Source organism: Methylobacterium sp. A54F, assembly GCF_053346035.1.
In genome coordinates this window covers 58,904-85,137 of record NZ_JBKFBF010000003.1, presented here as the reverse complement: position 1 = coordinate 85,137, position 26,234 = coordinate 58,904, and the positions used below count along the sequence as shown (strand labels likewise).

The window sequence follows — 26,234 nt, the reverse complement described above, 5'->3', positions numbered from 1 at the left end:
CAGACTCGGTTGTCCCACCGTAGCGGCGGGACAGCGTGGTGTAGGAGTGCAACTTCATGGCCTCGACCAACACGAACGCGTCCGACTCCCTCCTCGGCGTCCTCGACCTCGGCTCCCTCCTGAACGGCGTCACGCAGAACGGCCTCCTCGACCTCGGCGTGGTGGCGAACCTGCCCGGCGTGCTCAACCTCAACGGCAACGTCGCCGTGCTGGCCCCGAGCGGCCAGCTCCTCGACGTCGACGCGGACCTCCAGCTCCTGAACGGCACGAACCTCGGCGATCTGATCGGCGCGGTCCTCGGCGGCGGCCTGATCTTCGGCAACGACGGCAACGACACGGTGAACGGCAACAACGGCAACGACGTCGTCGACGGCGGCGCCGGCAACGACTCGCTCCTCGGCGCGGGCGGCAACGACACCCTGATCGGCGCCGGCGGCGACGACTTCGCGGACGGCGGCTCGGGCGACGACCTGATCTTCGGCAACCGCGGCCGGGACACCATCGTGGGCACCGGCGGCCGCGACACGGTGTTCGGCGGCCAGGAGGCCGACCTCATCAACTACGCGTCCTCGCCCGACGGCGCGATCCTGCTCGGCAACATCGGCAACGACCTGATCTACGGCGGCACCGGGGCCGACTCGATCTTCGGCGGCCAGGACGACGACCGGGTCTTCGCCGGCGCGGGCGACGACATCATCAACGGCGACCTCGGCAACGACATCCTGACCGGCGGCGCCGGCGCCGACCGGTTCGTGTTCAACGCCCCGATCGACGGCCGCACCAGCGGCGCCGACCGGATCACCGACTTCAGCGCCGCCTCGGGGGACCGCCTGGTCCTGAACGGCCAGGGCTACGTCGTCGGCAGCGACGGCAGCGGCAACGCGGTCCTCAGCCTCTCGAGCGGCGGCACCGTGACCCTCGAGGGCATCGCGGCGGGCGCGGTCACCACGGGCTTCTTCGCCTGAGGCATCCCCGATCCGGAATCCCGCGCGGAGGAGGCCCCGCGCGGAGAGGGGGCCCCGTGGCCGCAAGGCCGCGGGGCTTCGTCGTGTGGGGGCCACGGGGCTGAGGGGCGCAGCCGAAGGAGGGCACCAGGTTCCGCGCGATCCCTGGAGGGCTCCTTCGAGGCCCCCTGGCGGGGGCACCTCAGGATGAGGGGGTGGATGGGAGAAACCGTCCCTCATGCCAACCCGCGACCTCATCCTGAGGTGCGCAGCGAAGCGGAGCCTCGAAGGAGGCCTCCAGGGATCGCCGAGGCCGCGGGCGGGATCGTCCGGCCGAACGGGCGCTCAATCCGCCGGCCCGGAGAGGCGGGCGGCGCGGGCCCGGCGGCCGGGCTCGAGGCGGGCGCGGGCGCGGGCCAGCACCGCCGGGGGGGCGAGCTCCGGGCGGCCCGAGCCGTAGGGCGGGGCGGGGGCGTATTCGAGGACGAGCCCGGCCGCCTCCGCCTCCAGGGGGCCGACGAGCTCGGCCGCGAGGGTCAGCGCGAAGTCGATGCCGGCGGTCACGCCGCCGCCGGTGACCACGTTGCCGTCGCGCACCACCCGCTCCTCCGAGGGGATCGCCCCGAAGGCGGGCAGGAAGTCCCGCGCGTTCCAGTGCGTGGCGGCGCGCCGCCCCCGCAGCAGCCCCGCCGCCCCGAGGACCAGGGCTCCGGTGCAGACGGCGGTGACGAAGCGCGCCCCGGCCGCCTGCCGGCGCACGAAGTCGAGCACGACCGCGTCGTCGAGGAGCGCGAGCGTGCCGGCACCGCCCGGGACGCAGATCACGTCGAGGGGCGGGCAGTCCGCGAAGGTCGTGGTCGGGGCCAGCACGAGGCCGGTCGAGCTCGCCACGGGCGCCGGGCTCGCCGCCGCGAGGTGGAGCCGCGTGCCGGGCAGGGAGGCGAACACCTCGTAGGGCGCCGTCAGGTCGAGCTGCTGCACGTCCGGGAACAGGACGAAGCCGATCTCGATCGGGGCCCCGGCGGGTTCGGATGCGTGGATGTCGGTTGCGTCGGTCATGGATCTCCCGGAGGTTCGTGCGGGGGCCTGGGGCCTGGGCGGGGGATCCGGCACCCGCCCCGGGCGATGGACAGGCGCAGGGTAGCGGCGCATCCTCCGGCCGAAATGCCAATCCCCCCACCGTTCCGGCCAACGGCGCCGCACGCCGTCGAGATCCTGGTCTTCCCGGGGGTGCAGCTCCTCGACGTCGCGGGACCCCTCCAGGCCTTCGCGAGCGCCAACGATCTGGCGGACCGGGCGGGGGCGGCGCCCGCCTACGCCCTGCGGGTCGTCTCCGAGGCCGGCGGGACGGTGACCGCCTCGGCGGGGCTCGGCCTCGCCACCGCGCCGCTGCCGGACCCGGGGGAGCCCCTCGGCACCCTGCTGGTGCCGGGGGGCGCCGGCGTCCACGACGCCCTTCGGCGGCCCGCCCTGCGGGCCTGGGTGGCGCGGCGGGCGGGGGCGGCGGAGCGGGTCGTCTCCGTCTGCACCGGCGCGTTCCTGCTGGCGGAGGCCGGGCTCCTCGACGGGCGCCGGGCGGCGACGCACTGGGATGCCTGCGCGCGCCTCGCCGCGCGCTATCCGGCCGTGCGGGTGGAGGCGGACCCGATCTTCCTGCGGGACGGGCCGGTCTGGACCTCGGCGGGCGTCACCGCCGGCATCGACCTCGCCCTGGCGCTCATCGAGGCGGATCTCGGCCGCGCGGCGGCGCTCGCTGTGGCGCGCCACCTCGTGGTCTTCCTGAAGCGCCCGGGCGGGCAGGCGCAGTTCTCCGCGGCCCTGGCCCTCCAGAGCGCCGGGAATCGGGCGGGGGATCGCGCCGAGGACCGCTTCGGCGCCCTCCACGCCTGGATGGCCGAGCACCTCGCGGGCGACCTCTCGGTGCCGAGCCTCGCCGCGCAGGCCGGCATGAGCCTGCGCAGCTTCGCCCGCCGCTACCGGGCCGTCACCGGGCGCACGCCCGCGGCCGCCGCCGAGAGCATGCGCGTCGAGGCGGCGCGCCGCCTCCTCACCGACACCGGCCTGCCCCTGAAGCGGATCGCCGCCCGCTGCGGCCTCGGCTCGGAGGAGACCCTGCGCCGCCTCTTCCAGCGCCACCTCGCGGTGAGCCCCGGCACCTACCGGGCCCGCTTCTCCGCCGGGCCGGAGCGAGCCCGGGGCGACCCCCCGCCCCGGCCGTTCCCGTGAGACCGAACGGAGCATCCGGCCCGTGTTCGGAGGCGGCAAAGATCAGGTTTCGCCGGTTTCATTGGCGCGGGTCCGGGCGGATGATCAGGTTCGATTGGACGAGCGGGCGGACCCAGCTTAGACTGAGCAGTAATTGCTCATCTTCGCGAGGCGGTGACCGTGAGGCCCTTCAGCGCCGATGCCCTGGCCGATTTCTCGCTGCGCCTCGGCGAAGTGGTGGTCGATCCGCTCCGCTGGACGGCGATGCTCGACGCGCTGTCCGAGCTCACGGGCTCCGCCGGCGGCGCCCTGCTGCAGAGCGACGTCCGCACCGCCGACATCCCCCGCAGCGCCGTCCTCGAGCCGCTGTTCCGCCGCTACTTCGGCGAGGGCTGGCACGTCCGCGACCTGCGGGCCCGGGGGGTGGAGCTGGTGGCGCGCGGCATCGTGGTCGGCGACGACGACCTGATGACCGAGGAGGAGATGCGCCGCGAGCCCTACTACGCGGACCTCCTCGCCCCCGCGGGCTACAAGTGGTTCGCGGGCATCGGCTTCCGGGCGGGCGCGGCGCCCTGGGTGCTGACCCTGCAGCGCACCGCGGGCCAGGGCGCCTTCACGCGCGGCGAGAAGGCCGTGCTCGCCGGGCTCTCGGACCGGCTCTCCGAGGTCGCGACCCTGTCGGAGGCGGTGGGGCGGGCCTCCCTGCTGGCCATGGGCAGCGCCTTCGACGCGGTGCGCCAGCCCGCGATCCTGCTCCAGGCCTCCGGCACCGTGCTCCTCGTCAACGCCGCCGCCGACGCCCTGCTGCGCGACGCCCTGCGGGTGGTGAACCGGCGCCTCGTCGCCCGCGAGCGCCGGGTGGCCGAGGCCCTCGACGCCCTGACGGGGGCGGTGCGCACCCGCATCGACGGCACGCCCCTGAACCTGCCTCCCCTGGTGGTGCCCCGCCCCGGGCGCCGGCCCCTGGTGGTGCGGGCGGTGGCGGTGGACGGGGAGGCCCGCTCGCCCTTCCTGGGGGCCCGCGCCGTCCTGCTCCTCACCGACCTCGACGCCGCGCCGGAGCCCCGGGCGCCGGACCGCATCCGGGCCGCCTTCGGCCTCTCGCCGGCCGAGGCGCGCCTCGCCGCCCGGCTCGCGGCGGGCGCCAGCCTGCAGGAGGCCGCTGACGCCCTGGGCGTGACCCACGCCACCGCCCGCGGCCAGCTGAAGGCCGTGCTGGCCAAGACCGGCACCCACCGCCAGAGCGCGCTGATCGAGCTCGTCCACCGCCTGCCGCCGTGAGGCCCGCTCGACCGCGAAGCCTCGAAGGAGGCCTCCAGGGAGCGCGGAGGGTTCTGGAGGGCTCCTTCGAGGCCCCCTGCGGGGTCACCTCAGGATGAGGCGGGTGGATGGGATCCGCCGTCCGGGTTCCCCCAGCCCGCGACCTCATCCTGAGGTGCGCAGCGAAGCGAAGCCTCGAAGGAGGCCTCCAGGGAGCACAGAGGGTCCTGGCACTCTCCTCCAATGCCTCCGGGGGGCACCTCGGCTGCGCGGGTCGGATCGTCCGGCCTCACTTCCGACATCGCGGGGGCGCCGACTCGTCGGGCACCGGAGCCCGGAGCGCCATGCTCGACAGACGCCGCCTCGTCCTCGCCCTCGGGGCGGGCCTCCTCGCCCCGCCGGCCCGCGCCGCGCCGGAGCCCGGCCGGGACCCGGAACCGGACCTGGAACCGGCGCTCGCCCGGATCGAGGCGGAGAGCGGCGGCCGGCTCGGGGTGGCGATCCTCGATGCCGGCTCCGGCCGCGTCGTCGGCCACCGGGCCGACGAGCGCTTCCCCCTGTGCAGCACCTTCAAGCTCCTGGCCGCGGCCGCGATCCTCGCCCGCGTCGAGGCCGGGCGGGAGCGCCTGGAACGGTCCGTGCCCTACACGGCCGCGATGATCGTGCCCGATTCGCCGGTGACGCAGGCGCGGCTCGGCACGGGGGGCCTGCCCGCGGGCGAGGGCGCGATGCCGCTCGACGCGCTCTGCGCGGCCGCCATCACCCGGAGCGACAACACCGCCGGCAACCTGCTGCTCGACGCCATCGGCGGGCCGGCGGGGCTCACCGCCTACCTGCGGGGGCTCGGCGACCCGGTGACCCGCCTCGACCGGATCGAGCCCGACCTCAACGAGGCCGCCCCCGGCGACCCGCGCGACACCACCACGCCGGCCGCGATGCTGGCGAGCCTGCGCCGCCTGCTCCTCGGCGACGCCCTGTCGCCGGACGGGCGCGCCCGCCTCACGGGCTGGCTCCTCGACAACCGCACCGGGGACGCGCGCCTGCGCGCGCGGCTGCCGCCGGGCTGGCGGGTCGGGGACAAGACGGGCTCGGGGGCGTTCGGCACCACCAACGACGTCGGCCTGATCCGGCCGCCCGACGGGGCGCCGATCCTCGCCGCCATCTACCTCACGCAGACCACGGCGGCGGCGGAGGCCCGCAACGCGACGGTCGCGGCGGTGGGGCGGGTCCTGGCCGGGCTGCGGCCGGCCTGAAGCCGGCCGCAGCGAGGGGGCCGGCCTGACGGCCGACCACAGCGAGGGGCCTCAGTTCGGCATCAGCTCGGCGTAGCGGGCGGCGATCACCGCCGCCCAGGCGGCGCCCATCAGGCCGATCAGGCCGAGGCCGATCCGGGTGGAGTGCCGGTTGCGGTCGCGGGCGTCGGACTTCGCCGCAGGCGTGACGGGGGTGGGCTCGGTGGCGGCGCGCGCGGCCGGGGCCGTGCTGTGCGCGGGCGTCTCGTTCGCGGCGAGGCGTTCGTCGTGCATGGGGCGTCCGTCTCCGACTGGTTTCGGGGTCTCGTGGGGATCGCGGGCGGCCGGCCCGGCCGCCGGTCACGGGGCAAGGAACGCACCAGCCCCCGCCGGGTTCGCTGCAGTGCAAAATAAGGCGCGGCCCGCGCGGTCGCCAAGAGCGGGAGCGCACGTGGGAAGGCGCAGCGGAACGGACAGGCCCCGTCCGCGCGTTCCTGGCGGTGCGGGTCGGCGGTTGGGCCGACGGGAGGGCGGGATGCGCGGGCTCCGGATGCGGCGGGAGGTGGTGTTCCTCGCGGTCGCGGTGCTGCTCGCAGCCGCCGCCGGGCTCGTCCTCTACCTCTCCCGCGCCACCACCCTCACGGTGGCGGTCGCGCCGAGCGGGGGCACCGAGCCCGCCCTGCTGCGGGCCTACGCGGAGGCGCTCGCCCGCCAGCGCAAGGCGGTGCGCCTCAAAATCCTGCCCTTCGACGGGGTGCGCGAGAGCGCCGAGGCCCTGCAGGCGGGCCGGGCCGACCTCGCCGTGGTCCGGCCCGACGTGCTGATGCCCGGCAACGGGCTGACCCTCGCGATCCTGCGCGAGCAGGCCCTCGTGGTCGCCGGCCCCGAGGGCGGACCCGTGCGGGCCTTCCCGGACCTCGCCCGGCGCCGCCTCGGCATCCTGGCCGAGCGCACCGCCGACTGGGCGCTGATCCGCGAGGCGATCGTCCACCAGGGCTTCGGCCTCCTCACCGAGGCCTCCGCGGGGCCGGTGCCGCCCCGCAGCGTCGCCCTGGTGCCGGTGGCGGAGGGCGACCTCGCCAAGGCCTTCGCGGAGCGGCGCATCGATGCCGTCGCCCTGGTGACCACGCCGACGACGCCCGCCGCCCGCCGCGCCGTCGCCCTGGTGCGGGAGGCCGGCCGCGGCCGCCGGCCCACGCTCCTCGGCGTGCCGGACCCGCCGGCCCTCCTCGCGCGGCTGCCCCGCCTCCAGGCCGTGACGATTCCGGCGGGCCTCTACGGCGGCAACCCGCGGATCCCCGAGGAGGACCTCGCGACGGTGGGGGCCTCCTACCGGCTGATGGCCCGCGAGACCCTGTCGCGCAGCCTCGCCGCGGAGGTCACCGAGAACCTGTTCGAGATGCGCAGCGCGCTCTCCGACGCGGTACCGGCCGCCAACCTGATCGCGGCGCCGGCCTACGACACCACCGCGGCGGCGACCTCGGCCCGGCTGCCGATCCACCCGGGCGCGATCGACTACTTCGAGCGCGAGCAGGAGAGCTTCATCGAGCGCTACGAGACCTGGATCTACCTGCTGGCCTTCCTAGGCGGCGGGCTCGGCTCGGGGTTCGCGTGGCTGCGCCAGCGCCTGTCGCGCCTGCGCCGCGAGCGCATCGAGATCGCCACCGAGCGTCTCCTGGAGATCCGCGGGGCGGCCGGGCGGACGACGGACCCCGCCCGCCTCGCGGCGTTGGCCGACGAGATCGACGCGCTCGCCGCCAACATCGCCCGCTTCGCCCTCAACCGCCCGGCCGAGCCCCGCACCATGAGCGCGGCCGGCATCGCCATCGACGCCGCCCGCTCGACGGTGCGGCGCGCCCTGGAACAGCCGGGAAGCCCGCAGGCGGGTTCCGCCCGACCCGGGCCGGACCGGCCGGCCCCGGAGCCGCGGGCGGCTGGCAAGGACTTGGTCCAGGGCCTCGGGCGCGGGCTCCGGGCGGTGGACTGAGGCGCCCGCCGCCCCGTCCGGGCGCCCGCCTCGGTACTTTGCCGCAAGGAACGCCCCACGGACGGCCAACTTCAATCAGTAGTTGTAATCAGCAGGATCCCGGGCCCGCCGCTCGACAGCGCGGCGGCGCCCCGAGTGCTAACCCATGCCGATCGACCCGAACGACCTCGCCCGCACCGCCGTGCTCACCTACGACGCCGAGTTCGACACCTTCGACCTCTGGGACGGCAGCACGGGCCTCGACACGGCCGGCGGCCCGCAATGGGCCTGGAGCACCAGCGCCACCGGCACGATGCCCTACAACCAGGAACAGCAGTTCTACGTCCGCGCCGACGCGGCGGCCGCGGCGGGGCTGCCGAACCCGTTCAGCGTTGCGGACGGGGTGCTGACGATCCGCGCGGCGCCCGCCGATCCGGCGCTCGGTGCGAGCCTCGGCGGCCAGGCCTACACGTCGGGGCTGATCAACACCTTCCACGACTTCAGCCAAACCTACGGCTACTTCGAGATGCGGGCCGAGCTGCCGGCCGGCCAGGGCATCTGGCCGGCCTTCTGGCTCCTGCCGACCGACGGGTCCTGGCCGCCGGAGATCGACGTGATGGAGGTGCTGGGCGACGCGCCGGGCACGCTCTACACCACGGTCCACAGCGAGGCCTCCGGGGCGGTCGCCTTCCCGGACGGCCGCTACCAGAGCCAGGGCATCACGCAGGTCGGCGACACGAGCGACGGCTTCCACACCTACGGGGTCGACTGGCAGCCCGACAGCCTCACCTGGTACTTCGACGGCCGGGAGGTCTACCGCACCGCGACGCCGGCCGACCTCGACGGGCCGATGTACATGATCGCGAACCTCGCGGTCGGCGGCACCTGGCCGGGGAGCCCGGACGCCACGACGCCGTTCCCGGCCGAGATGCGCATCGACTACCTGCGCGCCTACCGGGCGGTGACGGGCGACGCGCCCGGCTTCGACCCGGTCTACCACCTCTACGACGCGGGAACGGGCCAGCACTTCTTCACGGCGAACCCCGAGGAGCGGGACGCCGTGGCGCAGCTCTACCCGGGCTACGCGGAGCAGGGCGTCGCCTGGGCGGCCCCGGAGCCGGGGGCCGGCACGCAGGACGTGTTCCGCTTCCTCGACACCCGCACGGGCGACCGCTTCTACACCCAGAGCGCGGCCGAGCGGGACTACATCCTCGGCACGCTGCCGGACTACGCCTTCGAGGGCGTCGCCTTCCAGGCCTTCGCGGACCCGGCTGCGGCGGGCGCCGCCGCGGTGACCGTGGAGCGCTTCGTCAACACGCAGACGGGCCGGCACTACTTCGCCTCCAGCGAGGCCGAGGCCGCCCACCTGGAGGGCGGCGCCGCCGGCCCCGGCTGGACCCTGGAGGGCCCCGCCTTCACCCTCGCCGCACCGGCGGCGATGGGGTGAGGCGCCCCGCCCCTACCGTAAGGTCCGCGGAACCGCGACGGGCCCCCTCTCCCGGGCGGGAGAGGTCTGCTTTCGCAGAAAGCCGGGTGAGGGACCTCGGGCTTCCGAATGAAGCACTACGGCCGAGCCATATCCGGCGCTCCCTGATCCCTCACCCTGTCCCTCTCCCGCTCGGGAGAGGGGACCCGCGCCACGTCCCGAAGAGGCGCAGCTACCGCAACGGACCCCCTCTCCCGTGCGGGAGAGGGCCGGGGTGAGGGACCGGGGGTTTCCGGACGAAGCACCGCCCTGTGCCCCTCCGGCACCTTCTTGCCCCACCACGGTCCGCCGTAGGATAAGCTGCCCCGGCGGCCGCCCCGGCAGCGAGGCTTCGCCGGCAAGGAGCCCGCGTGAGCCCCACCATCCCCCCCGATCGGCCCGCCCCCGCCTTCGTGCCCGACTCGCCCGCGGCCTGGCGGCGCCTGCTGATCGCGCTGGCCATCGGCACGGTCGGCAGCGTCGGCACGTGGTCGGTCGTGGTGGTGCTGCCGGGGGTGCAGGCCGACCTCGGCGGCACCCGGGCCGCCGCGTCGACGGCCTACACCCTGGCGATGGTCGGCTTCGGCCTCGGCGGCGTCCTGACGGGGCGCCTGACCGACCGCCTCGGCATCATCCCCGCCATGGCGATGGGCGTCCTGTCCCTGGTCGCCGGCTTCCTCGGCGCCGGCCTCGCGACGGCGCTGTGGGCCTTCGCGCTCGCCTACCTGTTCGTCGGGCTCGGCGCGTCGGCGACCTTCGCGCCGCTGATGGCGGAGGCGTCGCACTGGTTCGTGCGCCGGCGCGGGATCGCGGTGGGGATCGCGGCCAGCGGCTACTACCTCTCCGGCGCCCTCTGGCCGCCGCTGATCGAGCGGGCGGTCGCCCGCTACGGCTGGCCGGTGACGCACGTCGCCCTCGGCCTCCTCTGCGGGGCCGCGATGACGGGGCTCGTGCTCCTCCTGCGCTCCAGCCTCGACGGGGCGGGGGGCCGCCGGCCCGGCGCGGCGCGGCCTCCGGGCGTCGATCTCGGCCTCGGCCCCAACGCGCTGACGGGCGTCCTCTCGGTGGCGAGCTTCGCCTGCTGCGTGGCGATGGCGATCCCGCAGGTCCACATCGTCGCCTATTGCGGCGACCTCGGCTACGGCGTCGCCCGCGGGGCCGAGATGCTGTCCCTGATGCTGGCCTTCGGCATCGTCAGCCGGATCGGCTCGGGCGTCCTGGCCGACCGGCTCGGCGGGCTCGCGACCCTGCTGATCGGCTCGGTGGCGCAGGCCCTCGCCCTCAGCCTGTACCTCGTCTTCGACGGGCTCACGCCGCTCTACGTGGTGTCCGCCCTGTTCGGCCTGTTCCAGGGCGGCATCGTGCCGAGCTACGCCATCATCGTGCGCGAGACGATGCCCGCGGCCGAGGCGGCGACCCGCGTCGCCACGGTGATCATGGTCTCGCTCCTCGGCATGTCGTTCGGCGGCTGGATCTCCGGCGCGATCTTCGACGCGACCGGCTCGTACCGGGCGGCCTTCGTGAACGGGCTGTCCTGGAACGCGCTGAACGCCGGGATCGTGCTGCTCCTGCTGCTGCGCGCCCGCGCCCGCGCCCGCACCGCGCCGGCCTGAGCCGGCTTGACTCGCGCCCTCCCCCCGCGGCCAACTCGGGGGGACAGGGCCCGACGTCCCCGCGAGAGGGACGGGGCCGGAGGACGAGCCCCGGATGCCCCGCCGTGCACGCTGACGCCATCGGACCCCTGCCGACGATCGCCCCGGGCGCCTCGGGCGGCCCCGCATGAGCCAGGGCGACCCGCACCCGTTCGAGGCCGGGCTCGGCCGCGGCCCCGCGAACCACGTCCCTCTCACCCCGGTGAGCTTCCTCGCCCGGGCGGCCGAGGCGTTCGGGGACGCCGTGGCGGTGATCGACGGCGACCGGCGCCTCAGCTACGCGGAGCTCGACGCCCGCTGCCGGCGCCTCGCCCGGGGGCTCGCGGGCCGCGGCGTCGGCCGCCTCGACACCGTGGCGATCCTTTCCGGCAACATCCCCGAGATGATCGAGGCGCATTTCGGGGTGCCGCGGCTCGGCGCCGTGCTGAACCCCCTCAACACCCGCCTCGACCCGGCGGGCATCGCCTTCTGCCTGCGCCACGGCGGGGCGCGGGTGCTGATCGTCGACGGCGACTACGCGTCCCTCGCGGCCGAGGCCCTGGGGCTGATGGAGGCGCCGCCCCGCGTCGTGGCCGTGGCGGGGACGATCCCCGACGCCCTCCCCTACGAGGACCTGCTCGCCGAGGGCGCCCTGGCCGAGGGCGACGCCTCGGAGGACGCCTTCGCCGAGCCTTCGGACGAGTGGCAGTCGCTCTGCCTGCTCTACACCTCCGGCACCACCGGCGACCCCAAGGGCGCCGTCTACAGCCACCGGGGCGCCTACCTGCAGGCGCTCGGCAACGCCCTGACCTTCGGCCTCGGTCCCGGCTCGGTCTATCTCTGGACCCTGCCGATGTTCCACTGCAGCGGCTGGTCCTACCCCTGGGCGGTGGTGGCGGCCGGGGGCACCCAGGTCTGCCTGCGCAAGGTCGAGCCCGCCGCGATCTTCCGGCTCGTGTCCGAGCACGGCGTCACCCACCTGTGCGGCGCGCCGATCGTGCTCTCGATGATCGCGAACGCGCCCGCCGAGGCCCGCCTCCCCCTCCCCCACCCCGTGCGGGTCGCCACCGGGGGCGCCGCCCCGGCCTCGACGACGCTCCGGGCCATGGAGGATCTGGGCTTCCGGGTGACGCACCTCTACGGCGCCACCGAGAGCTACGGGCCCGCCACGCTCTGCCTGTTCGACCCCGCCTGGGCGGCGCTGCCGGCCCCGGAGCGCTACGCCCGCATGGCCCGCCAGGGGGTGGCGCTCGCCACCCTGGAGGGCTTGCGCGTCGCCGACCCGGCGACCGACGCGCCGGTGCCGCGGGACGGCGCCACGGTCGGCGAGATCCACCTGCGCGGCAACACCGTGATGAAGGGCTACCTGAAGAACCCGGCCGCCACCGGGGCGGCGCTCGCCGGCGGCTGGTACCGGACGGGCGACCTCGCCGTGCGCCACCCGGACGGGGCGGTGGAGATCAAGGACCGGGCGAAGGACATCATCATCTCGGGCGGCGAGAACATCTCGAGCCTCGAGGTCGAGGAGGTGCTGACCCAGCACCCCGCCGTGATGCTCGCCGCCGTGGTGGCGCGGCCCGACGCCACCTGGGGCGAGAGCCCCTGCGCCTTCCTGGAGCTGAAGCCCGGCGCGACGGCCGAGGCCGGGGAGGTCACGGCCTTCTGCCGCGCGCGGATGGCCCGCTTCAAGGTGCCCCGCACGGTGGTGTTCGGCCCCCTGCCGAAGACCGCCACGGGCAAGATCCAGAAGTTCGTCCTGCGCGAGCGGGCGCGGGAGTTGTAGGCGCGGGCGGGCCGCGGGCCCGTGTGGCGCCAGAGCTTGACCTGTCCGTCGGCCCTGACGGCGGTTCTTGTGCGCTGCGAGGTCGGCCCGACTCCGCAGACGCGCTTTCCGGCCAACCCAAACCCAGATCGGCTGTTCGCCTGAGGGGAAATGTTCGAGTTGTGCAAGGCAGCGCTTGAGTCAGCGCTTGAGGCAGCGCGAGATTCCGGCGATGCGAGGGATTGCGTTGGCGGGGGCCGCACGGAGGGTGGAACGAGCGAAATATGATGCTACGGAAAGCTGTTGCGTACGGGCTAACCCGATCGCTCACGCCAGCTCGGACGCAGAGATGCATCGCTGAAGTCGAGAGGCGGAAGGCCTGGTTGTTTCAGAAGATCAATATTACTAAATATTAATTTGTTCCATGGGTAATCAGTCGTCTTTTTTATTGCGAATCCCTGGGATTACTTTGACAACCCAGCTGATATCCTGAGCCTTTCCCGTAAGAGCAGCAATCATTATTCCAAAGACTACAACGGCGGCCATAAAAAGCGCGATACCTGCCCAAAAACCGGCATTGACTATCGTTACGGTCGAGCAAATGATGATCGTGCAGGCCACAAGTCCGGCAATGATGGCGCCGGTGATAAACTTCTTTGTGTCTTGCTTGACTACAAACTTCGTACCTTCAATGAGTTGATTGGCAATTTCGGGGCTGTGGACCGCCATCTTCTCTAAAGCCGCCATACTCGGCTGATGAATGTTGACCTCATCAGTCCGGACGTGGACATTCTGGATGAGAGTGCCGGGGCCCGTTTGGCCGAACCGTGCGGACGGCTCAGCAGTCGGCTCTGGAGTTGCGGCCGGAGGGACGAAGTCCCCTTCGCTGCTGTTCAAGTTCGATCGCCTGAGCTAGTGCGCCATTGACGTTTATCATCCTAGCAAGCGCACGCTCGAAGTCATCAGTGCGAGAATGACCGAGCGCAGCCCTGAGGGCGCGCACGAACCCACGCAACGAGAGGACGTCAACAACGCCCTCGCGCACCGGGTCGGGCGTAGTGATCTGAATGACGTACTCCTCCTGCGCAACACGGCGCTCGGAGAGAGTCGGGTTTTCAGCCAGCACGGAGTTTCCCTACCGTCAGATCCAGGTCGTCAGAGCATTCCGTTGTGCGAGGAAGCATATTGGTTTTGATTGCCTGTTGACAACCCCGCCGAACGGCGCATCGCAAACAAAGTCGCCAACGGCGTGTTGGTAAAATAATCAAATCTTTCAGCGGTTTAGATTGACGATGTCGGTCCCGGCCAGCGGCATCCGATCGTGATGTGCGCGGACGCGCATTACGGAGGCGGCACATGACCGACGTCGCGGGATAGGATGGCCGCAACACTTTCGAGTTCGGTCATCATGGCGCTCGCGACGCTCGCTTCGCACAGCCGTCGACGCACGCAGAACGAAGCCGCGAAGGCCGGCAATTTTCCAGCGAGGGTCCGGGCGATGGCGACGGACGCGGCCAAGGGCGATCCTGCCCTACCTTTTCGCCCTGTAGCGCCGCCTTTGGAATTGGGAGCAAACGTCGCCAGACCGAATCCTCACCTGTCCCTGAGGCGTCCGCTTCAAGGTGCCCCGCACGGTGGTGTTCGGCCCCCTGCCGAAGACCGCCACGGGCAAGATCCAGAAGTTCGTCCTGCGCGAGTGGGCCCGCGACCTGTAGGCGCCTCAGGCGGCCCGGACGGTGTCGAGGAAGCGCCGGACCTCGGCCGAGAGGTGCTCGGACTGGTGCGACAGGTCGGTGGCGGAGGCGAGCACCTGGGCCGCCGCGGTCCCCGTCTCCTCCGAGGCCTGGGCGACCCCCGCGATGCTGCCGGTCACCGCGCTCGTGCCCGCGGAGGCCTCCGCGACGTTGCGCACGATCTCCTGCGTCGCGGCCCCCTGCTGCTCGACGGCCGCCGCGATGCTCGTCGCGTACTGGTCGATCTCGCGGATGCGGCCGGTGATCGCGTCGATGGCGGTCACCGCCTGACCGGTCACGCCCTGGATCTCGCCGATCTGCGCGGTGATGTCCTCGGCCGCGCGCGTCGTCTGGTTGGCGAGCGCCTTGACCTCGGCGGCCACCACCGCGAAGCCGCGGCCGGCCTCGCCCGCGCGGGCCGCCTCGATCGTCGCGTTGAGCGCCAGCAGGTTCGTCTGGCCGGCGATGCTCGCGATCAGCCCGACCATGTCGCCGACCCGGGCCGAGGTCGCCCGCATCGTCTCCACGAGGCGCGCGGTCAGGTCCGCCGTCCCGACCGCGTCCCGGGCGAGGCCCGCGGACCGGTGCACCTGCTCGCCGATCTCCCGGATGGAGGCGCCGAGCTCCTCGGCGGCGGCCGCCACCGTGCCGACGTTCGAGGCCGCGGCCTCGGCGCCCCGAGCGGCGGTGGTGGATCGCGCGGCGGTCTGCACCGCGGTCGCGCTCATCTGCTGGGCCGTGGCCTGGAGCTCGGTCGCCGCCGAGGACACCAGGCCGACGATGCCCCCGACGGCGGAATCGAACCCGTCGGCCATCTGCCGCATCCCGGCCCGGCGCTCGTCCTCGGCCGAGGCGCGCGCCCGCGTCGCCTCCGCCTCGAGGTCGCGCGTGCGGACCAGGTTGTCCTTGAAGACCGCGACCGCCGCCGCCATCGCGCCGATCTCGTCGCGGCGGCCGCCGTGGGGCACGGCCACGTCGAGCCGTCCCCGGCTCAGATCGCGCATGGCGGCCGTCATCCGGCCGAGCGGCCCGATGACGCGGACCTGCACCATCGCCAGGGCGCCGAGGCTCAGGAGCAGGGCGAGGACGGCGAGGCCGCCCAGGGTGATCATCTGCGCGCGCGCCTCCGCGGCGAGCCCCTCGGCCAGCACCACCGTGCGGTTCATCGCCTCGGCCGCGACGGACATGATGGCGCGCAACCGCTCCAGGTTGCCCTTCTGGAACTCGGCCACGCTCACGCCGCCGTCGCCCCCGGCATCGAGGCTCGCGCGGACCGCCTGGCGCAGGGCCGCCGCCTCAGGCGAGAACACGGCCTTCTCGGCCGCCTCCAGGCTCGGGGCCAGGGCCTGCGCCGAGGGGCTGCGCGCCGCCTCGCTGCGGACCAGCCGCCAGTGGGCGTCCGCCTGGCCGAACTGCGTCGCGATGGCGTCCGCCGCCTCCGGGGAGACCGGCGCCTTCCGCATGATCGTCTGGCTGATGAAGGTGTAGCCGGGCCCGGCCGCGGAGCGGGCGCGCCAGGCGTTCAGCTTCACGTCGATCTCCGTCCGCAGGGCGGGCGCGAGGCTCTTCATCCGGTCGCCGAGGTCGTCGGACAGGCGCTCGAGGGCCCGCTGCGTCAGGTCGACCTGCGCCAGGAACCGGGTCGTGGCGCCCTTGTCCCGGAGGGTGCGCTCCTTGTCCGCTTCCGCGTCCAGCGCGGTCCGGGAGCCGGCGAGCGCGTCGTACGCGCGCCGGACCGTGGCGAGGGTCTCGTGCAGGCGCTCGTCCACGAAGTGCGTGCCCTTGTCGAGGAGGTCCGCCAGGCCGGCGGCGAACTCGCCGCGGGAGCGCACCAGGTTCTGCCGGAAGGCCGCCATCTGCGTCGCATCGGCCATCAGGTAGCTGGCGCTGTAGCCCGCCTCGAAGCGCAGGGCCTGGAGCGTGTTCAGCGTGGCCTGGTCGGCACGGGCATCCCAGGCGACCAGCTCGAGGTTCGCCGACTTCTCCCAGGCGGACCACGAGCGCCAGCCCGCATCCGCGACCACCAGCAGGCCGAGGAGGCCGACGCTGGCGCCGAGGCAGGCCCGAATGGAGAGGCGTAATTGCATTGCAAGGGACCTGTTTTGCGTAGGTTGTGTCTTCGGTGCCGAATTCGTTGCTCCCACAATGATGTCGCACTGGTTTCCAAAGTATTGACCGGGCGGCGAGCCGGGAGGATTCGGCAAGGCCGAGCCGCATCGGGCCCCGCGCACGTCGTTCCCGGGATCGGACCGTACGGCCGGCCCCCGCGGACCTCAGGCCTCGGCGGGTGGCGCGAGCCCGAAGGTCTCGCGCACCGAGCGGCCGGCGGCGAGGCTCGCCTCCCAGGCGGCCTCGCGGGCGAGCTTCGCCTCGGCGTCGCCGATGCGGGCTCGCACCGTGGCGGGCGCCAGCGCGACGAGGCCGTCGTCGTCGCCGATCACGAGGTCGCCCGGCGCGACGCTCCGGCCGCCGACGACGACCGCCGCGTTGACGGCGCCCCGCTCGGCCGAGGCGGGGCCCCGGGGCGTGATCCAGCGGGCGAAGACCGGCAGGTCGTCCCAGGCCGCGAGCGCGGCGACGTCGCGGATCGCCCCGTCGCAGACGAGGCCGCAGCCGCCGCGGCGGCGCAGGTGCCCGCCCACGATCTCGCCGATCATCGCGGTCTCGGCGTGGCCGCCGGCGGCGATCACCAGCACGTCGCCGGGCCCGACGATCTCGACGGCGTGCAGCACGGCGCCGAAATCCGGGGGCTCGCAGAAGGCGGTCACCGCCCGGCCGAACAGGCGGGGCTGGCGGCCCGGCGGGTTGAGCGGCCGCAGGGCGGGGTCGATCTGCCCGGCGTCGCGGGCGAGGTCCACCGCCACCGCGACCGGCACCGGCCGCCACCGCGCGATCTCGGCCTCCGTGAGGGCGTCGGCGGGGGCGGGGTGGATCGTGACGGGCATCGGCTCGGTCTCCGGGCCCGCCGGCCGGACCCTTCCGGGGCCAGGATCGGCCGTCCCCGGCACGCCCGCAACCCCCGCAGGGCCGTCAGCCGGCTCCGGGCCTCCGGGCCTTGACGGCACGCAGGCGTTGTCAGGCGCCTGCCCGCGCCGGCCCTTGCGCACCCGGCGGCCATCGGCTCTTGAGGACCGGCCGGGACGGCGGTCACCTTCGGGCGGGAGCGCGGAAGAATTCCGTTGCGGCGCGTCGGGGCCCTGATAGCCTGCGCGGCGAATAATAATAAGCATGGACCGCCGAAGGCGGCCGTATCCGGGAGGCAGGATGAGCGATATCGCTCTGGAGACCGAAGACCTGACGATGGAGTTCCGGGGCTTCCGCGCCGTCAACGGCGTGGCCCTGAAGGTCCGCCGCGGCACGATCCACGCCCTGATCGGCCCGAACGGGGCCGGCAAGACGACCTGCTTCAACCTGCTCACCAAGTTCCTCACGCCCACCGCCGGCACCATCCGCTACGAGGGCCGCGACATCACCCGCACCAGGCCCGCGGACGTCGCCCGCCTCGGCCTCGTGCGCTCCTTCCAGATCTCGGCGGTGTTCCCCCACCTCACCGTGAAGGAGAACGTCCGCATCGCCCTCCAGCGGCACAAGCGCGGCGACAGCTTCGACTTCTGGCGCTCCGAGCGGGTGCTGCGGGCCCTCGACGCGGAGGCGCTGGCCCTCGTCGAGGCGGTGGGCCTGCAGGCCTTCGCCGACACGCTGGCCGTGGAGCTCTCCTACGGCCGCAAGCGGGCGCTGGAGATCGCCACGACGCTCGCCCTCGACCCCGCGATGCTGCTCCTCGACGAGCCGATGGCGGGGATGGGCCGGGAGGACGTGGACCGCACGGCGGAGCTGATCCGACGGATCTCGAAGGACCGCACCATCCTGATGGTGGAGCACAACCTCTCCGTGGTGGCCTCCCTGTCGGACCACATCACCGTGCTGGCGCGGGGCAAGATCCTCGCCGAGGGCACCTACGCCGTCGTCTCGAAGGACCCCCGCGTGGTCGAGGCCTACATCGGAGCCGGTCATGCCTGAGGCCGCAGCGATGGAGCGCCCCGCGGCCGCCACCGGGCCCGGCCTGAGGATCGAGGGGCTGGAGGGCTGGTACGGCGAGAGCCACGTCCTGCACGGCATGAGCCTCGACATGGCGCCCGGCGAGGTGGTGACGCTCCTCGGGCGCAACGGCGCGGGCAAGACCACGACGCTGCGCGCCATCATCGGCATCCTCGGCAAGCGCACGGGCTCGGTGCGCTACGGCGACGTCGAGACCATCGGGATGTCCTCGCGGGCCATCGCCCGGCTCGGCCTCGGCTACGTGCCCGAGGAGCGGGGCATCTTCGCGAGCCTCTCGGTCTACGAGAACCTGATGCTGCCCCCCCGGGTGAAGCCCGGCGGCATGTCGGTGCGCGAGATCTACGACCTGTTCCCGAACCTCGAGGAGCGGTCCCAGAGTCAGGGCACCAAGCTCTCGGGGGGCGAGCAGCAGATGCTCGCCATCGGCCGCATCCTGAGGACCGGCGCCAAGCTGATCCTGCTCGACGAGCCGACGGAGGGCCTCGCCCCCGTCATCGTGCAGCAGATCGGCCGCACCATCGCCCGGCTCAAGACGGAGGGCTACACCATCCTCCTCGTGGAGCAGAACTTCCGCTTCGCCCAGACGGTGGCCGACCGGCACTTCGTGGTCGAGCAGGGCCGGGTGGTCGACTGCATCCCGAATGCCGAGCTTGACGCCAATATCGACAAGCTCCACGCTTACCTCGGGGTCTGAGGGCTCGCCGTAAGGGCCCGCAGCAGAACGAGAAACTGCATTTTCCGCGCGGGGGGGACGCGCCAGGAGGAGAGGACACCGATGCGGAACGGATTGGGGCTCGTCGCAGTGCTCGGCGCGCTGGCGGCAGGATGCGGCGGCGCGGCGGCGCAGGACCTCGTGCCGGTCAAGATCGGCGTGCTGAACGACCGCTCCGGGGTCTACTCGGACATCTCGGGCGAGGGCTCGGTGGTGGCCGCCCGCATGGCGCTGGAGGACTTCAAGCCGGCCGAGCACGGGCTCAAGGTCGAGATCGTCGCCGCCGACCACCAGAACAAGCCCGACGTCGGCTCGGCCATCGCCCGGCAATGGTACGACCGCGACGGCGTCGACGTGATCATGGACGTGGTCACCTCCTCGGTGGCGCTCGCCGTCAACCAGGTGACCCGCGAGAAGAACAAGGTCCACATCAACTCGGGCGCCGGCAGCGCCGACCTCACGGGCTCGCAGTGCACCCCCAACACGGTGCACTGGACCTACGACACTGCGGCGCTCGCCAACGGCACCGGCGGCGCCATGGTGAAGCGCGGCGGCGACACCTGGTACTTCATCTCGGCCGACTACGCCTTCGGCCAGGCGCTGCAGCGCGACACCTCGGCTGTGGTGACGAAGAACGGCGGCAAGGTGATCGGCTCGGTCAAGACGCCGTTCCCGAACTCCGACTTCTCCTCCTTCCTGCTGCAGGCGCAGGGCTCGGGCGCCAAGGTGATCGGGCTCGCCAACGCGGGCGGCGACACCATCAGCGCGGTCAAGCAGGCCGGCGAGTTCGGCATCACGGAGGGCGGCCAGGCGCTCGCGGGCCTCCTGATCTTCTCCTCCGACATCCACTCGCTCACCACCAAGGTGGCCCAGGGCCTCGTGCTCACCGAGCCGTTCTACTGGGACCTCAACGACAACACCCGCGCCTTCTCGGAGCGCTTCGCGAAGCTCTTTTCCGGCAAGAAGCCCACCGCCGCCCAGGCCGGCGTCTACGCGGGCACGATCCACTACCTGAAGGCCGTCGAGGCGCTGAAGTCGGCGAAGGACGGCGGCGCCACCGTCGCCAAGATGAAGGCGATGCCCACCGACGACCCGCTGTTCGGCAAGGGCGAGATCCGCGCCGACGGGCGCAAGATCCACGACATGTACCTGTTCGAGGTGAAGAAGCCCGCCGAGTCGAAGGGCGAGTGGGACCTCTACAAGCTGCTGGCCACCATCCCCGGCAAGGAGGCCTTCCGCCCCCTCGACCAGGGCGGCTGCCCCCTGGTGAAGGGCTGAGAGCGCGCACGCATCGCGGGCCGCCCGGCCCGCATGACCAACCCTGCGACCTCGGGATGAGGTCGCGGGCGGGATGAGCGGAGCCGCTTGGCGCGGGGGGGCATCACCCCGCCGGGCGGCTTCGAACCAGGCCGGTCGGGCGCTTTTCCGCGCCCGGCCCCACCAGGCGAGACGACGAGGCGATGCGGAGACGCCGGACACCATGACGACGATCTTCGGGGTTCCGACCCAGGCCCTGTTCGGCCAGCTCCTCCTGGGGCTGATCAACGGCTCGTTCTACGCGATGCTCTCGCTGGGGCTCGCGATCATCTTCGGGCTCCTCAACATCATCAACTTCGCCCACGGGGCGCAGTACATGATGGGCGCCTTCGTGGCCTGGATGCTCCTGAACTACGCCGGGCTCGGCTACTGGTGGGCGCTGATCCTCGCCCCGCTGGCGGTCGGCGTGTTCGGCGTGGTGCTGGAGCGGCTCCTGATCGCGCGGCTCTACAAGCTCGACCACCTCTACGGCCTGCTCCTCACCTTCGGCCTGGCGCTGATCATCCAGGGCCTGTTCCGCAACCAGTACGGCGTGTCGGGCCTGCCCTACGCGATCCCGCCGGAGCTCGCGGGCGGGCAGCGCCTGCCCTTCATGTTCCTGCCGAACTACCGCGGCTGGATCGTCGCCTTCTCCCTCGTGGTCTGCCTCGCCACCTGGCTCGTCATCGAGAAGACCAAGCTCGGCGCGTATCTCCGCGCCGCCACCGAGAACCCGACGCTGGTCCAGGCCTTCGGGGTGAACGTGCCGCTCCTCCTGACGCTGACCTACGGCTTCGGGGTGGCGCTCGCCGCGCTCGCGGGCGTGCTCGCCGCCCCGGTCTACTCGGTGAACCCGAACATGGGCGCCGACATCATCATCGTGGTCTTCGCGGTCGTCGTGATCGGCGGCATGGGCTCGATCCTCGGCTCGATCCTCACGGGCTTCGCCCTCGGGCTCGTGGAGGGCCTGACCAAGGTTTTCTACCCCGAGGCCTCGGCCACCGCGATCTTCGTGATCATGGTGCTGGTGCTGCTCGTGAAACCCGCCGGCCTGTTCGGCAAGACGGCCTGACTCAACACGGCCTGAGGAGGATCCACCGATGGCCCACGCCGCCGCGCCCGCCGACGCCAGCCCCATCGCCGCCGCCCTGCCCGAGGGGCGGGACGCCAAGGCGCTCCACCGCACCGTCTTCCTCGGCATCGCCGTGACCCTCGCGGTGCTGCCCTTCGTGCTCTACCCCGTCTTCCTCATGAAGGTCCTGTGCTTCGCGCTGTTCGCGCTGGCCTTCAACCTGCTGCTGGGCTACGGCGGCCTGCTCTCGTTCGGGCACGCCGCCTATTTCGGCATGGCGAGCTACGTCTCGGCCTACGCGGCCAAGCACTGGGGCGTCACGCCCGAGGTCGCGATCCTCGCCGGCACCCTCGCGGCGGCGCTCCTCGGGCTCGTGTTCGGGTCGCTGGCCATCCGCCGCCAGGGCATCTACTTCGCGATGATCACCCTGGCGCTCGCCCAGATGGTGTTCTTCTTCTCGCTGCAGGCGAAGTTCACCGGCGGCGAGGACGGGATCCAGGCGGTGCCCCGCGGCCAGCTCTTCGGGGTCCTGAGCCTCGCCGACGACCGGGCGCTCTACGGCCTCGTGGCGCTGATCTTCCTCGGCGGGATGCTGCTCATCTACCGTATCATCCACTCGCCCTTCGGGCAGGTGCTCAAGGCGATCCGCGACAACGAGCCCCGCGCGATCTCGCTCGGCTACCGCACCACCCGCTACAAGCTCGCGGTGTTCGTGCTCTCGACGACGCTCGCAGGTCTCGCCGGCGCCACCAAGGCGATCGTGTTCCAGCTCGCCTCCCTCACCGACGTGCACTGGTCGATGTCCGGCGAGGTGGTGCTGATGACGCTGGTGGGCGGCATGGGCACGGTGTTCGGGCCGATCGCCGGCGCCTTCGTGATCGTCGCGATGGAGAACTACCTCGCGGAGTTCGGCGCCTGGGTGACGATCATCCAGGGCTGCGTCTTCGTGGTCTGCGTGCTCGTCTTCCGCGAGGGCATCGTCGGGCTGATCGCCCGCCTGATCCGCAAGCCCCTGTAGGCCGATGCGCATCGACGGCAGCGTCGTCCTCGTCACCGGCGCGGCCTCGGGCCTCGGCGCCGCCACCGCCCGGCGGCTCGCCGCGGGGGGCGCCCGCGTGGTGCTCGCCGACCGCGACGGGGCGGGGGCGGCCGCGCAGGCCGCGGCGATCGGCCCCGCGGCGCGGGCGATCGAGACGGACGTCACCCGGGAGGCGGACGGGCGGGCCGCCGTGGCGCTCGCCCGCGACGCCTTCGGGGGGCTCGGCGCCCTCGTGACCTGCGCGGGCGTCGCGACAAGCGAGCGGGTGCTCGGCCGCGAGGGGCCCCACGACCTCGCGGCCTTCGCCCGGACGGTGGAGATCAACCTCGTCGGCACCTTCAACATGGTCCGCCTCGCCGCGGAGGCGATGGCGGCGGGGGAGCCGGACGCCGGGGGCGAGCGCGGCGTCATCGTCAGCACCGCCTCGGTGGCGGCCTTCGACGGGCAGGTGGGCCAGGCCGCCTACGCGGCCTCGAAGGGGGGCGTGGCGGCCATGACCCTGCCGCTGGCCCGCGAGCTCGCCCGCTTCGGCATCCGGGTGGTGGCGATCGCGCCCGGCGTGTTCGAGACGCCGATGATGGCCGCGATGCCGGAGGCGGTGCGCGCGTCCCTCGGCGCCGCCGTGCCCTTCCCGCCCCGACTCGGCCGCCCGGAGGAGTTCGCCGCCCTCGTCGGCCACGCGCTGGAGAACCCGATGCTCAACGGTGAGGTCATCCGCCTCGACGGGGCCCTGCGGATGGGTGCGCGCTGAGGCGTCCTCCTCCGGGGTGAGGGACCCGGCGCTTCCGGGTATGCTGCCGAGACCCCCGAGATTTCTCGACCCCGGAGACGCCCCATGCAGGACCCGATCGTCATCGCCGGCGCCGCCCGCACCCCGATGGGGGCGCTCCAGGGCGCGCTCGCCGAGGTGCCGGCGCCTCGCCTCGGGTCCGCCGCGATCGCCGCGGCGCTGGCGCGGGCGGGGCTCGCGCCGGAGGCCGTCGAGGAGGTTCTGTTCGGCTGCGTGCTGCCGGCCGGCCAGGGGCAGGCTCCGGCCCGGCAGGCGGCGCTCGGGGCCGGGCTGCCGCTCTCGGCCGGGGCCACCACGGTCAACAAGATGTGCGGCTCCGGCATGAAGGCCGTGATGCTCGGCCACGACGCCATCGCGGCGGGGAGCGCGGGCATCGTGGTGGCGGGGGGCCAGGAGAGCATGACCAACGCCCCCTACCTCCTCGACCGGGCCCGGGGCGGCTACCGGATGGGCCACGGGCAGGTGCGCGACCACATGTTCCTCGACGGGCTGGAGGACGCCTACGACCGCGGCCGCCTGATGGGCACCTTCGCGGAGGATTGCGCGCAAGCCTACCAGTTCACCCGCGAGGCGCAGGACGCCTACGCGCTGGCCTCCCTCGCCCGGGCCCGCGCCGCGATGGCCGAGGGGCGCTTCGCGGCGGAGATCGTGCCCGTCGAGGCTGGCCGCGCCGGAACGGTCGCGGAGGACGAGCAGCCCCCCAAAGCCCGGCCCGACAAGATCCCGTCGCTCCGCCCCGCCTTCCGGGAGGGCGGCACCGTGACGGCGGCCAACGCCAGCTCGATCTCGGATGGGGCGGCGGCCCTGGTGCTGATGCGCCTCTCCGAGGCCGAGCGGCGGGGGCTGACGCCGCTGGCGGCGATCCGCGGCCACGCCACCCACGCGCAGGCCCCGGCCCTGTTCACCACGGCGCCGGTCGGGGCGATGCGCCGGCTCCTGGAGCGGGTCGGCTGGGCGGCGGGCGACGTCGACCTCTACGAGATCAACGAGGCCTTCGCGGTGGTCGCCATGGCGGCGATGCGCGACCTCGACCTGCCCCACGAGCGGGTCAACGTGAACGGCGGCGCCTGCGCGCTGGGCCATCCGATCGGCGCCTCGGGCGCCCGCATCCTCGTGACGCTCCTCGCCGCGCTCGCCCACCACGGCCTCACCCGCGGCGTCGCGAGCCTCTGCATCGGCGGCGGCGAGGCGACCGCGGTGGCGGTGGAGCGGCTTGGCTGAGGAGCGGCTTGGCTGAGGGCGGCGCCGCGGCGCCGCCCCCGTCAATCCGCCTTCGGCGCCTCGCCCCCGCGCGCCAGCTCGGGGAAGTCGGCCTGCGCGAAGGCGGTGCCGCGGAAGCCGTCGTCGGTGCGGCCCTCGTGCTCCAGGCGGCGGAGCTGCACGCGGCGGATCTTGCCCGAGATGGTCTTGGGCAGGTCGGTGACGAACTCGATCCCGCGCAGGCGCTTGAAGGGCGCGAGGCGCGCGTTGGTGAAGCGGAAGATCGCGAGCGCGGTGTCCCGGTCGGGCCTGGCGCCCGCCACGAGGGAGACGTAGGCCTTCGGGATGGCCGAGCGGATCGGGTCGGGCGCGGGGATCACCGCGGCCTCGGCCACCGCCTCGTGCTCGATCAGCACGCTCTCGAGCTCGAACGGGCTGATGCGGTAGCCCGAGGACTTGAACACGTCGTCCGAGCGGCCCACGAAGGTGAGGGTGCCGTCCGCCTCCCGGAAGGCGACGTCGCCGGTGCGGTAGACCGCGCCCTCCACCGGCGCGAGGCCCCCGTCCTCCCGCTGGTAGCCCTGCATCAGCCCGGCCGGGCGATCCTCGCCGAGGGCGAGGCAGACCTCCCCCTCCTCCGCCGGCTGGTCGTCGAGGTCGAGCACGCGCACCCGGTAGCCCGGCAGGGGCCGGCCCATGGCGCCGACCTTCAGGGGCTGGCCCGGCGTGTTGGCGATCTGCGCCGTGGTCTCGGTCTGGCCGTAGCCGTCCCGGATCGTCAGCCCCCAGGCCTCGCGGATGCGCGCGATCACCTCGGGGTTGAGGGGCTCGCCCGCGGCGCAGACCTCGCGCAGGGCGAGCGCGTGGGCGGTCAGCTCCTCCTGGATCACGAGGCGCCAGACGGTGGGGGGCGCGCACAGGGTGGTGACGCCGCAGCGGGCCATCACGGCCAGGAGGGCGGGCGCGCTGAACGGCGCCTGGTTGCACACGAAGATGGTCGCGCCGGCGTTCCAGGGCGCGAAGAATGAGGACCAGGCGTGCTTCGCCCAGCCCGGCGAGGAGACGTTGAGGTGCACGTCGCCGGGCTTGAGCCCGAGCCAATACATGGTCGAGAGGGCGCCGACCGGGTAGCTGCGGTGGCTGTGCCGGACGAGCTTCGGCTTCGCCGTGGTGCCGGAGGTGAAGTAGAGGAGCAGCGGGTCCTCGGCGGCCGTGGGGGCGTCCGGCGCGAAGGCCTCAGGCGCGGCCTCGCTCGCCGCGTAGGGGTGCCAGCCCGGCGCCTCGGCGCCGACCAGGACCTTGACGACCGCGTCCGCGCCGAGGGCGTCGAACTTCGCGACCTGGTCGGGGCCCGCCACGATCATCCGGGCGCGGCCGCGGTCGAGACGGTCGGCGACCTCCTCGGCGGTGAGGAGCGTGGTGGCGGGGATCACCACGGCGCCGAGCTTCATCGCCGCCAGCATGGTCTCCCACAGCGCCGGCACGTTGCCGAGGAGGAGCAGCAGGTGGTCGCCGCGGCGCAGGCCGAGGTCCCGCAGGTGGTTGGCGACCTGCGACGAGCGCCGGCTCATCTGCGCGAAGCTGACCCGGGTCTCGGCGCCCGTGGCGGCGTCGACGATCCAGAGGGCCGGCCGGTCGCGGCTCTCGGGAGCCGCGGCGAGGTCGGCGTCGAACCAGTCGAGCGCCCAGTTGAAGGGCACCGCCTCCGGCCAGCGGAAGCCCGCATAGGCAGCCGCGTAGTCGGTGCGGTGCTCTAGAAGGAAATCACGGGCCTCCCGAAAGCTGGGCATCTGCGTTCTCCCTGAATCTTCTTGAGATCTTGGTCGTCTTCTTGGGATCTTGATTGTCTTCTTGGGATCTTGGTCGTG

The 26,234-nt window shown here is 73.3% G+C and carries 21 protein-coding genes; 15 read left to right on the top strand and 6 right to left on the bottom strand.

The genetic code is table 11. The features are described from left to right. The first annotated feature begins 56 nt into the window (after nt 1-56). Entirely contained in the window at nt 57-965 is a 909-nt protein-coding gene (locus ACLBXP_RS06655) for a calcium-binding protein (RefSeq protein WP_447666807.1), read from the top strand. 324 nt (nt 966-1,289) lie between these two features. On the opposite strand, the gene ACLBXP_RS06650 is transcribed toward ACLBXP_RS06655, so the two are convergent. Continuing rightward, complete coding sequence (locus tag ACLBXP_RS06650) at nt 1,290-2,003, bottom strand: DJ-1/PfpI family protein (RefSeq protein ID WP_447666806.1); 714 nt, start codon at nt 2,001-2,003, stop codon at nt 1,290-1,292. 105 nt (nt 2,004-2,108) lie between these two features. Between ACLBXP_RS06650 and ACLBXP_RS06645 the strand changes: the two genes are divergently transcribed. The 3 genes from ACLBXP_RS06645 to bla all read left to right on the top strand — a co-directional run bounded on the left by ACLBXP_RS06645 (nt 2,109) and on the right by bla (nt 5,662). Then, complete coding sequence (locus ACLBXP_RS06645; RefSeq protein ID WP_447666805.1) at nt 2,109-3,170, top strand: GlxA family transcriptional regulator; 1,062 nt, start codon at nt 2,109-2,111, stop codon at nt 3,168-3,170. 159 nt (nt 3,171-3,329) lie between these two features. Continuing rightward, nucleotides 3,330-4,430, top strand: a complete 1,101-nt coding sequence (locus tag ACLBXP_RS06640) for a helix-turn-helix transcriptional regulator (RefSeq protein ID WP_447666804.1) — start codon at nt 3,330-3,332, stop codon at nt 4,428-4,430. A gap of 323 nt (nt 4,431-4,753) precedes the next feature. Further along, nucleotides 4,754-5,662, top strand: coding sequence for a class A beta-lactamase (gene bla, locus ACLBXP_RS06635; protein WP_447666803.1), 909 nt, complete (start codon nt 4,754-4,756; stop codon nt 5,660-5,662). Between the two features lie 51 nt (nt 5,663-5,713). Here the strand turns inward: bla and ACLBXP_RS06630 are convergent, their stop codons facing one another. Further along, nucleotides 5,714-5,935 carry a hypothetical protein gene (locus ACLBXP_RS06630; protein ID WP_447666802.1) on the bottom strand — a complete coding sequence of 74 codons (222 nt, stop codon included), beginning with the start codon at nt 5,933-5,935 and terminating at the stop codon, nt 5,714-5,716. Nucleotides 5,936-6,176: 241 nt separating this feature from the next. Here ACLBXP_RS06630 and ACLBXP_RS06625 point away from each other — a divergent pair, with 241 nt between their 5' ends. The 4 genes from ACLBXP_RS06625 (at nt 6,177) to ACLBXP_RS06610 (ending at nt 12,486) form a co-directional block, all read left to right on the top strand. Further along, a complete protein-coding gene (locus ACLBXP_RS06625; RefSeq protein ID WP_447666801.1) occupies nt 6,177-7,628 on the top strand; it encodes a TAXI family TRAP transporter solute-binding subunit in 1,452 nt (483 codons plus the stop codon). A gap of 145 nt (nt 7,629-7,773) precedes the next feature. Continuing rightward, entirely contained in the window at nt 7,774-9,054 is a 1,281-nt protein-coding gene (locus ACLBXP_RS06620; protein WP_447666800.1) for a family 16 glycosylhydrolase, read from the top strand. Between the two features lie 389 nt (nt 9,055-9,443). Then, nucleotides 9,444-10,685, top strand: a complete 1,242-nt coding sequence (locus tag ACLBXP_RS06615; RefSeq protein ID WP_447666799.1) for an MFS transporter — start codon at nt 9,444-9,446, stop codon at nt 10,683-10,685. A 166-nt stretch (nt 10,686-10,851) separates the two neighbouring features. After that, a complete protein-coding gene (locus ACLBXP_RS06610; protein WP_447666798.1) occupies nt 10,852-12,486 on the top strand; it encodes an AMP-binding protein in 1,635 nt (544 codons plus the stop codon). A 411-nt stretch (nt 12,487-12,897) separates the two neighbouring features. On the opposite strand, the gene ACLBXP_RS06605 is transcribed toward ACLBXP_RS06610, so the two are convergent. The 3 genes from ACLBXP_RS06605 to ACLBXP_RS06595 all read right to left on the bottom strand — a co-directional run bounded on the left by ACLBXP_RS06605 (nt 12,898) and on the right by ACLBXP_RS06595 (nt 17,143). Then, complete coding sequence (locus tag ACLBXP_RS06605) at nt 12,898-13,362, bottom strand: hypothetical protein (protein ID WP_447666797.1); 465 nt, start codon at nt 13,360-13,362, stop codon at nt 12,898-12,900. 823 nt (nt 13,363-14,185) lie between these two features. Next, complete coding sequence (locus tag ACLBXP_RS06600) at nt 14,186-16,285, bottom strand: methyl-accepting chemotaxis protein (RefSeq protein WP_447666796.1); 2,100 nt, start codon at nt 16,283-16,285, stop codon at nt 14,186-14,188. A 186-nt stretch (nt 16,286-16,471) separates the two neighbouring features. Further along, nucleotides 16,472-17,143, bottom strand: a complete 672-nt coding sequence (locus tag ACLBXP_RS06595; RefSeq protein ID WP_447666795.1) for an RraA family protein — start codon at nt 17,141-17,143, stop codon at nt 16,472-16,474. 319 nt (nt 17,144-17,462) lie between these two features. On the opposite strand from ACLBXP_RS06595, the gene ACLBXP_RS06590 reads away from it, so the two are divergent. The 7 genes from ACLBXP_RS06590 (at nt 17,463) to ACLBXP_RS06560 (ending at nt 24,387) form a co-directional block, all read left to right on the top strand. Further along, nucleotides 17,463-18,218: an ABC transporter ATP-binding protein gene (locus tag ACLBXP_RS06590; protein ID WP_447666794.1), complete on the top strand. Its 756-nt coding sequence runs from the start codon at nt 17,463-17,465 to the stop codon at nt 18,216-18,218. Further along, nucleotides 18,211-18,951 carry an ABC transporter ATP-binding protein gene (locus ACLBXP_RS06585; protein WP_447666793.1) on the top strand — a complete coding sequence of 247 codons (741 nt, stop codon included), beginning with the start codon at nt 18,211-18,213 and terminating at the stop codon, nt 18,949-18,951. Before ACLBXP_RS06590 ends, ACLBXP_RS06585 begins: the two co-directional genes overlap by 8 nt. Nucleotides 18,952-19,032: 81 nt before the next feature. Continuing rightward, nucleotides 19,033-20,247, top strand: coding sequence for an ABC transporter substrate-binding protein (locus ACLBXP_RS06580; RefSeq protein WP_447666792.1), 1,215 nt, complete (start codon nt 19,033-19,035; stop codon nt 20,245-20,247). Nucleotides 20,248-20,449: 202 nt separating this feature from the next. Next, on the top strand, nt 20,450-21,337 hold the full coding sequence (locus ACLBXP_RS06575) for a branched-chain amino acid ABC transporter permease (protein ID WP_447666791.1): 888 nt from the start codon (nt 20,450-20,452) through the stop codon (nt 21,335-21,337). A gap of 28 nt (nt 21,338-21,365) precedes the next feature. Further along, nucleotides 21,366-22,355: a branched-chain amino acid ABC transporter permease gene (locus ACLBXP_RS06570; RefSeq protein WP_447666790.1), complete on the top strand. Its 990-nt coding sequence runs from the start codon at nt 21,366-21,368 to the stop codon at nt 22,353-22,355. Nucleotides 22,356-22,359: 4 nt separating this feature from the next. Beyond that, nucleotides 22,360-23,127: an SDR family NAD(P)-dependent oxidoreductase gene (locus ACLBXP_RS06565; protein WP_447666789.1), complete on the top strand. Its 768-nt coding sequence runs from the start codon at nt 22,360-22,362 to the stop codon at nt 23,125-23,127. 84 nt (nt 23,128-23,211) lie between these two features. Next, nucleotides 23,212-24,387 carry an acetyl-CoA C-acyltransferase gene (locus tag ACLBXP_RS06560; protein ID WP_447666788.1) on the top strand — a complete coding sequence of 392 codons (1,176 nt, stop codon included), beginning with the start codon at nt 23,212-23,214 and terminating at the stop codon, nt 24,385-24,387. A 41-nt stretch (nt 24,388-24,428) separates the two neighbouring features. On the opposite strand, the gene ACLBXP_RS06555 is transcribed toward ACLBXP_RS06560, so the two are convergent. After that, complete coding sequence (locus tag ACLBXP_RS06555) at nt 24,429-26,156, bottom strand: AMP-binding protein (RefSeq protein ID WP_447666787.1); 1,728 nt, start codon at nt 26,154-26,156, stop codon at nt 24,429-24,431. Between the last annotated feature and the right edge of the window lie 78 nt (nt 26,157-26,234).

Excerpts from the sequence above, each read along its gene's own strand:
- ACLBXP_RS06555 (WP_447666787.1), bottom strand. The coding sequence starts at position 26,156 with ATGCCCAGCTTTCGGGAGGCCCGTGATTTCCTTCTAGAGCACCGCACC.
- ACLBXP_RS06620 (WP_447666800.1), top strand. The coding sequence starts at position 7,774 with ATGCCGATCGACCCGAACGACCTCGCCCGCACCGCCGTGCTCACCTAC.
- ACLBXP_RS06580 (WP_447666792.1), top strand. The coding sequence starts at position 19,033 with ATGCGGAACGGATTGGGGCTCGTCGCAGTGCTCGGCGCGCTGGCGGCA.
- ACLBXP_RS06630 (WP_447666802.1), bottom strand. The coding sequence starts at position 5,935 with ATGCACGACGAACGCCTCGCCGCGAACGAGACGCCCGCGCACAGCACG.
- ACLBXP_RS06565 (WP_447666789.1), top strand. The coding sequence starts at position 22,360 with ATGCGCATCGACGGCAGCGTCGTCCTCGTCACCGGCGCGGCCTCGGGC.
- ACLBXP_RS06585 (WP_447666793.1), top strand. The coding sequence starts at position 18,211 with ATGCCTGAGGCCGCAGCGATGGAGCGCCCCGCGGCCGCCACCGGGCCC.
- ACLBXP_RS06645 (WP_447666805.1), top strand. The coding sequence starts at position 2,109 with ATGCCAATCCCCCCACCGTTCCGGCCAACGGCGCCGCACGCCGTCGAG.
- ACLBXP_RS06625 (WP_447666801.1), top strand. The coding sequence starts at position 6,177 with ATGCGCGGGCTCCGGATGCGGCGGGAGGTGGTGTTCCTCGCGGTCGCG.
- ACLBXP_RS06610 (WP_447666798.1), top strand. The coding sequence starts at position 10,852 with ATGAGCCAGGGCGACCCGCACCCGTTCGAGGCCGGGCTCGGCCGCGGC.
- ACLBXP_RS06655 (WP_447666807.1), top strand. The coding sequence starts at position 57 with ATGGCCTCGACCAACACGAACGCGTCCGACTCCCTCCTCGGCGTCCTC.
- ACLBXP_RS06590 (WP_447666794.1), top strand. The coding sequence starts at position 17,463 with ATGAGCGATATCGCTCTGGAGACCGAAGACCTGACGATGGAGTTCCGG.
- ACLBXP_RS06595 (WP_447666795.1), bottom strand. The coding sequence starts at position 17,143 with ATGCCCGTCACGATCCACCCCGCCCCCGCCGACGCCCTCACGGAGGCC.
- ACLBXP_RS06650 (WP_447666806.1), bottom strand. The coding sequence starts at position 2,003 with ATGACCGACGCAACCGACATCCACGCATCCGAACCCGCCGGGGCCCCG.
- bla (WP_447666803.1), top strand. The coding sequence starts at position 4,754 with ATGCTCGACAGACGCCGCCTCGTCCTCGCCCTCGGGGCGGGCCTCCTC.
- ACLBXP_RS06570 (WP_447666790.1), top strand. The coding sequence starts at position 21,366 with ATGGCCCACGCCGCCGCGCCCGCCGACGCCAGCCCCATCGCCGCCGCC.
- ACLBXP_RS06575 (WP_447666791.1), top strand. The coding sequence starts at position 20,450 with ATGACGACGATCTTCGGGGTTCCGACCCAGGCCCTGTTCGGCCAGCTC.
- ACLBXP_RS06560 (WP_447666788.1), top strand. The coding sequence starts at position 23,212 with ATGCAGGACCCGATCGTCATCGCCGGCGCCGCCCGCACCCCGATGGGG.
- ACLBXP_RS06600 (WP_447666796.1), bottom strand. The coding sequence starts at position 16,285 with ATGCAATTACGCCTCTCCATTCGGGCCTGCCTCGGCGCCAGCGTCGGC.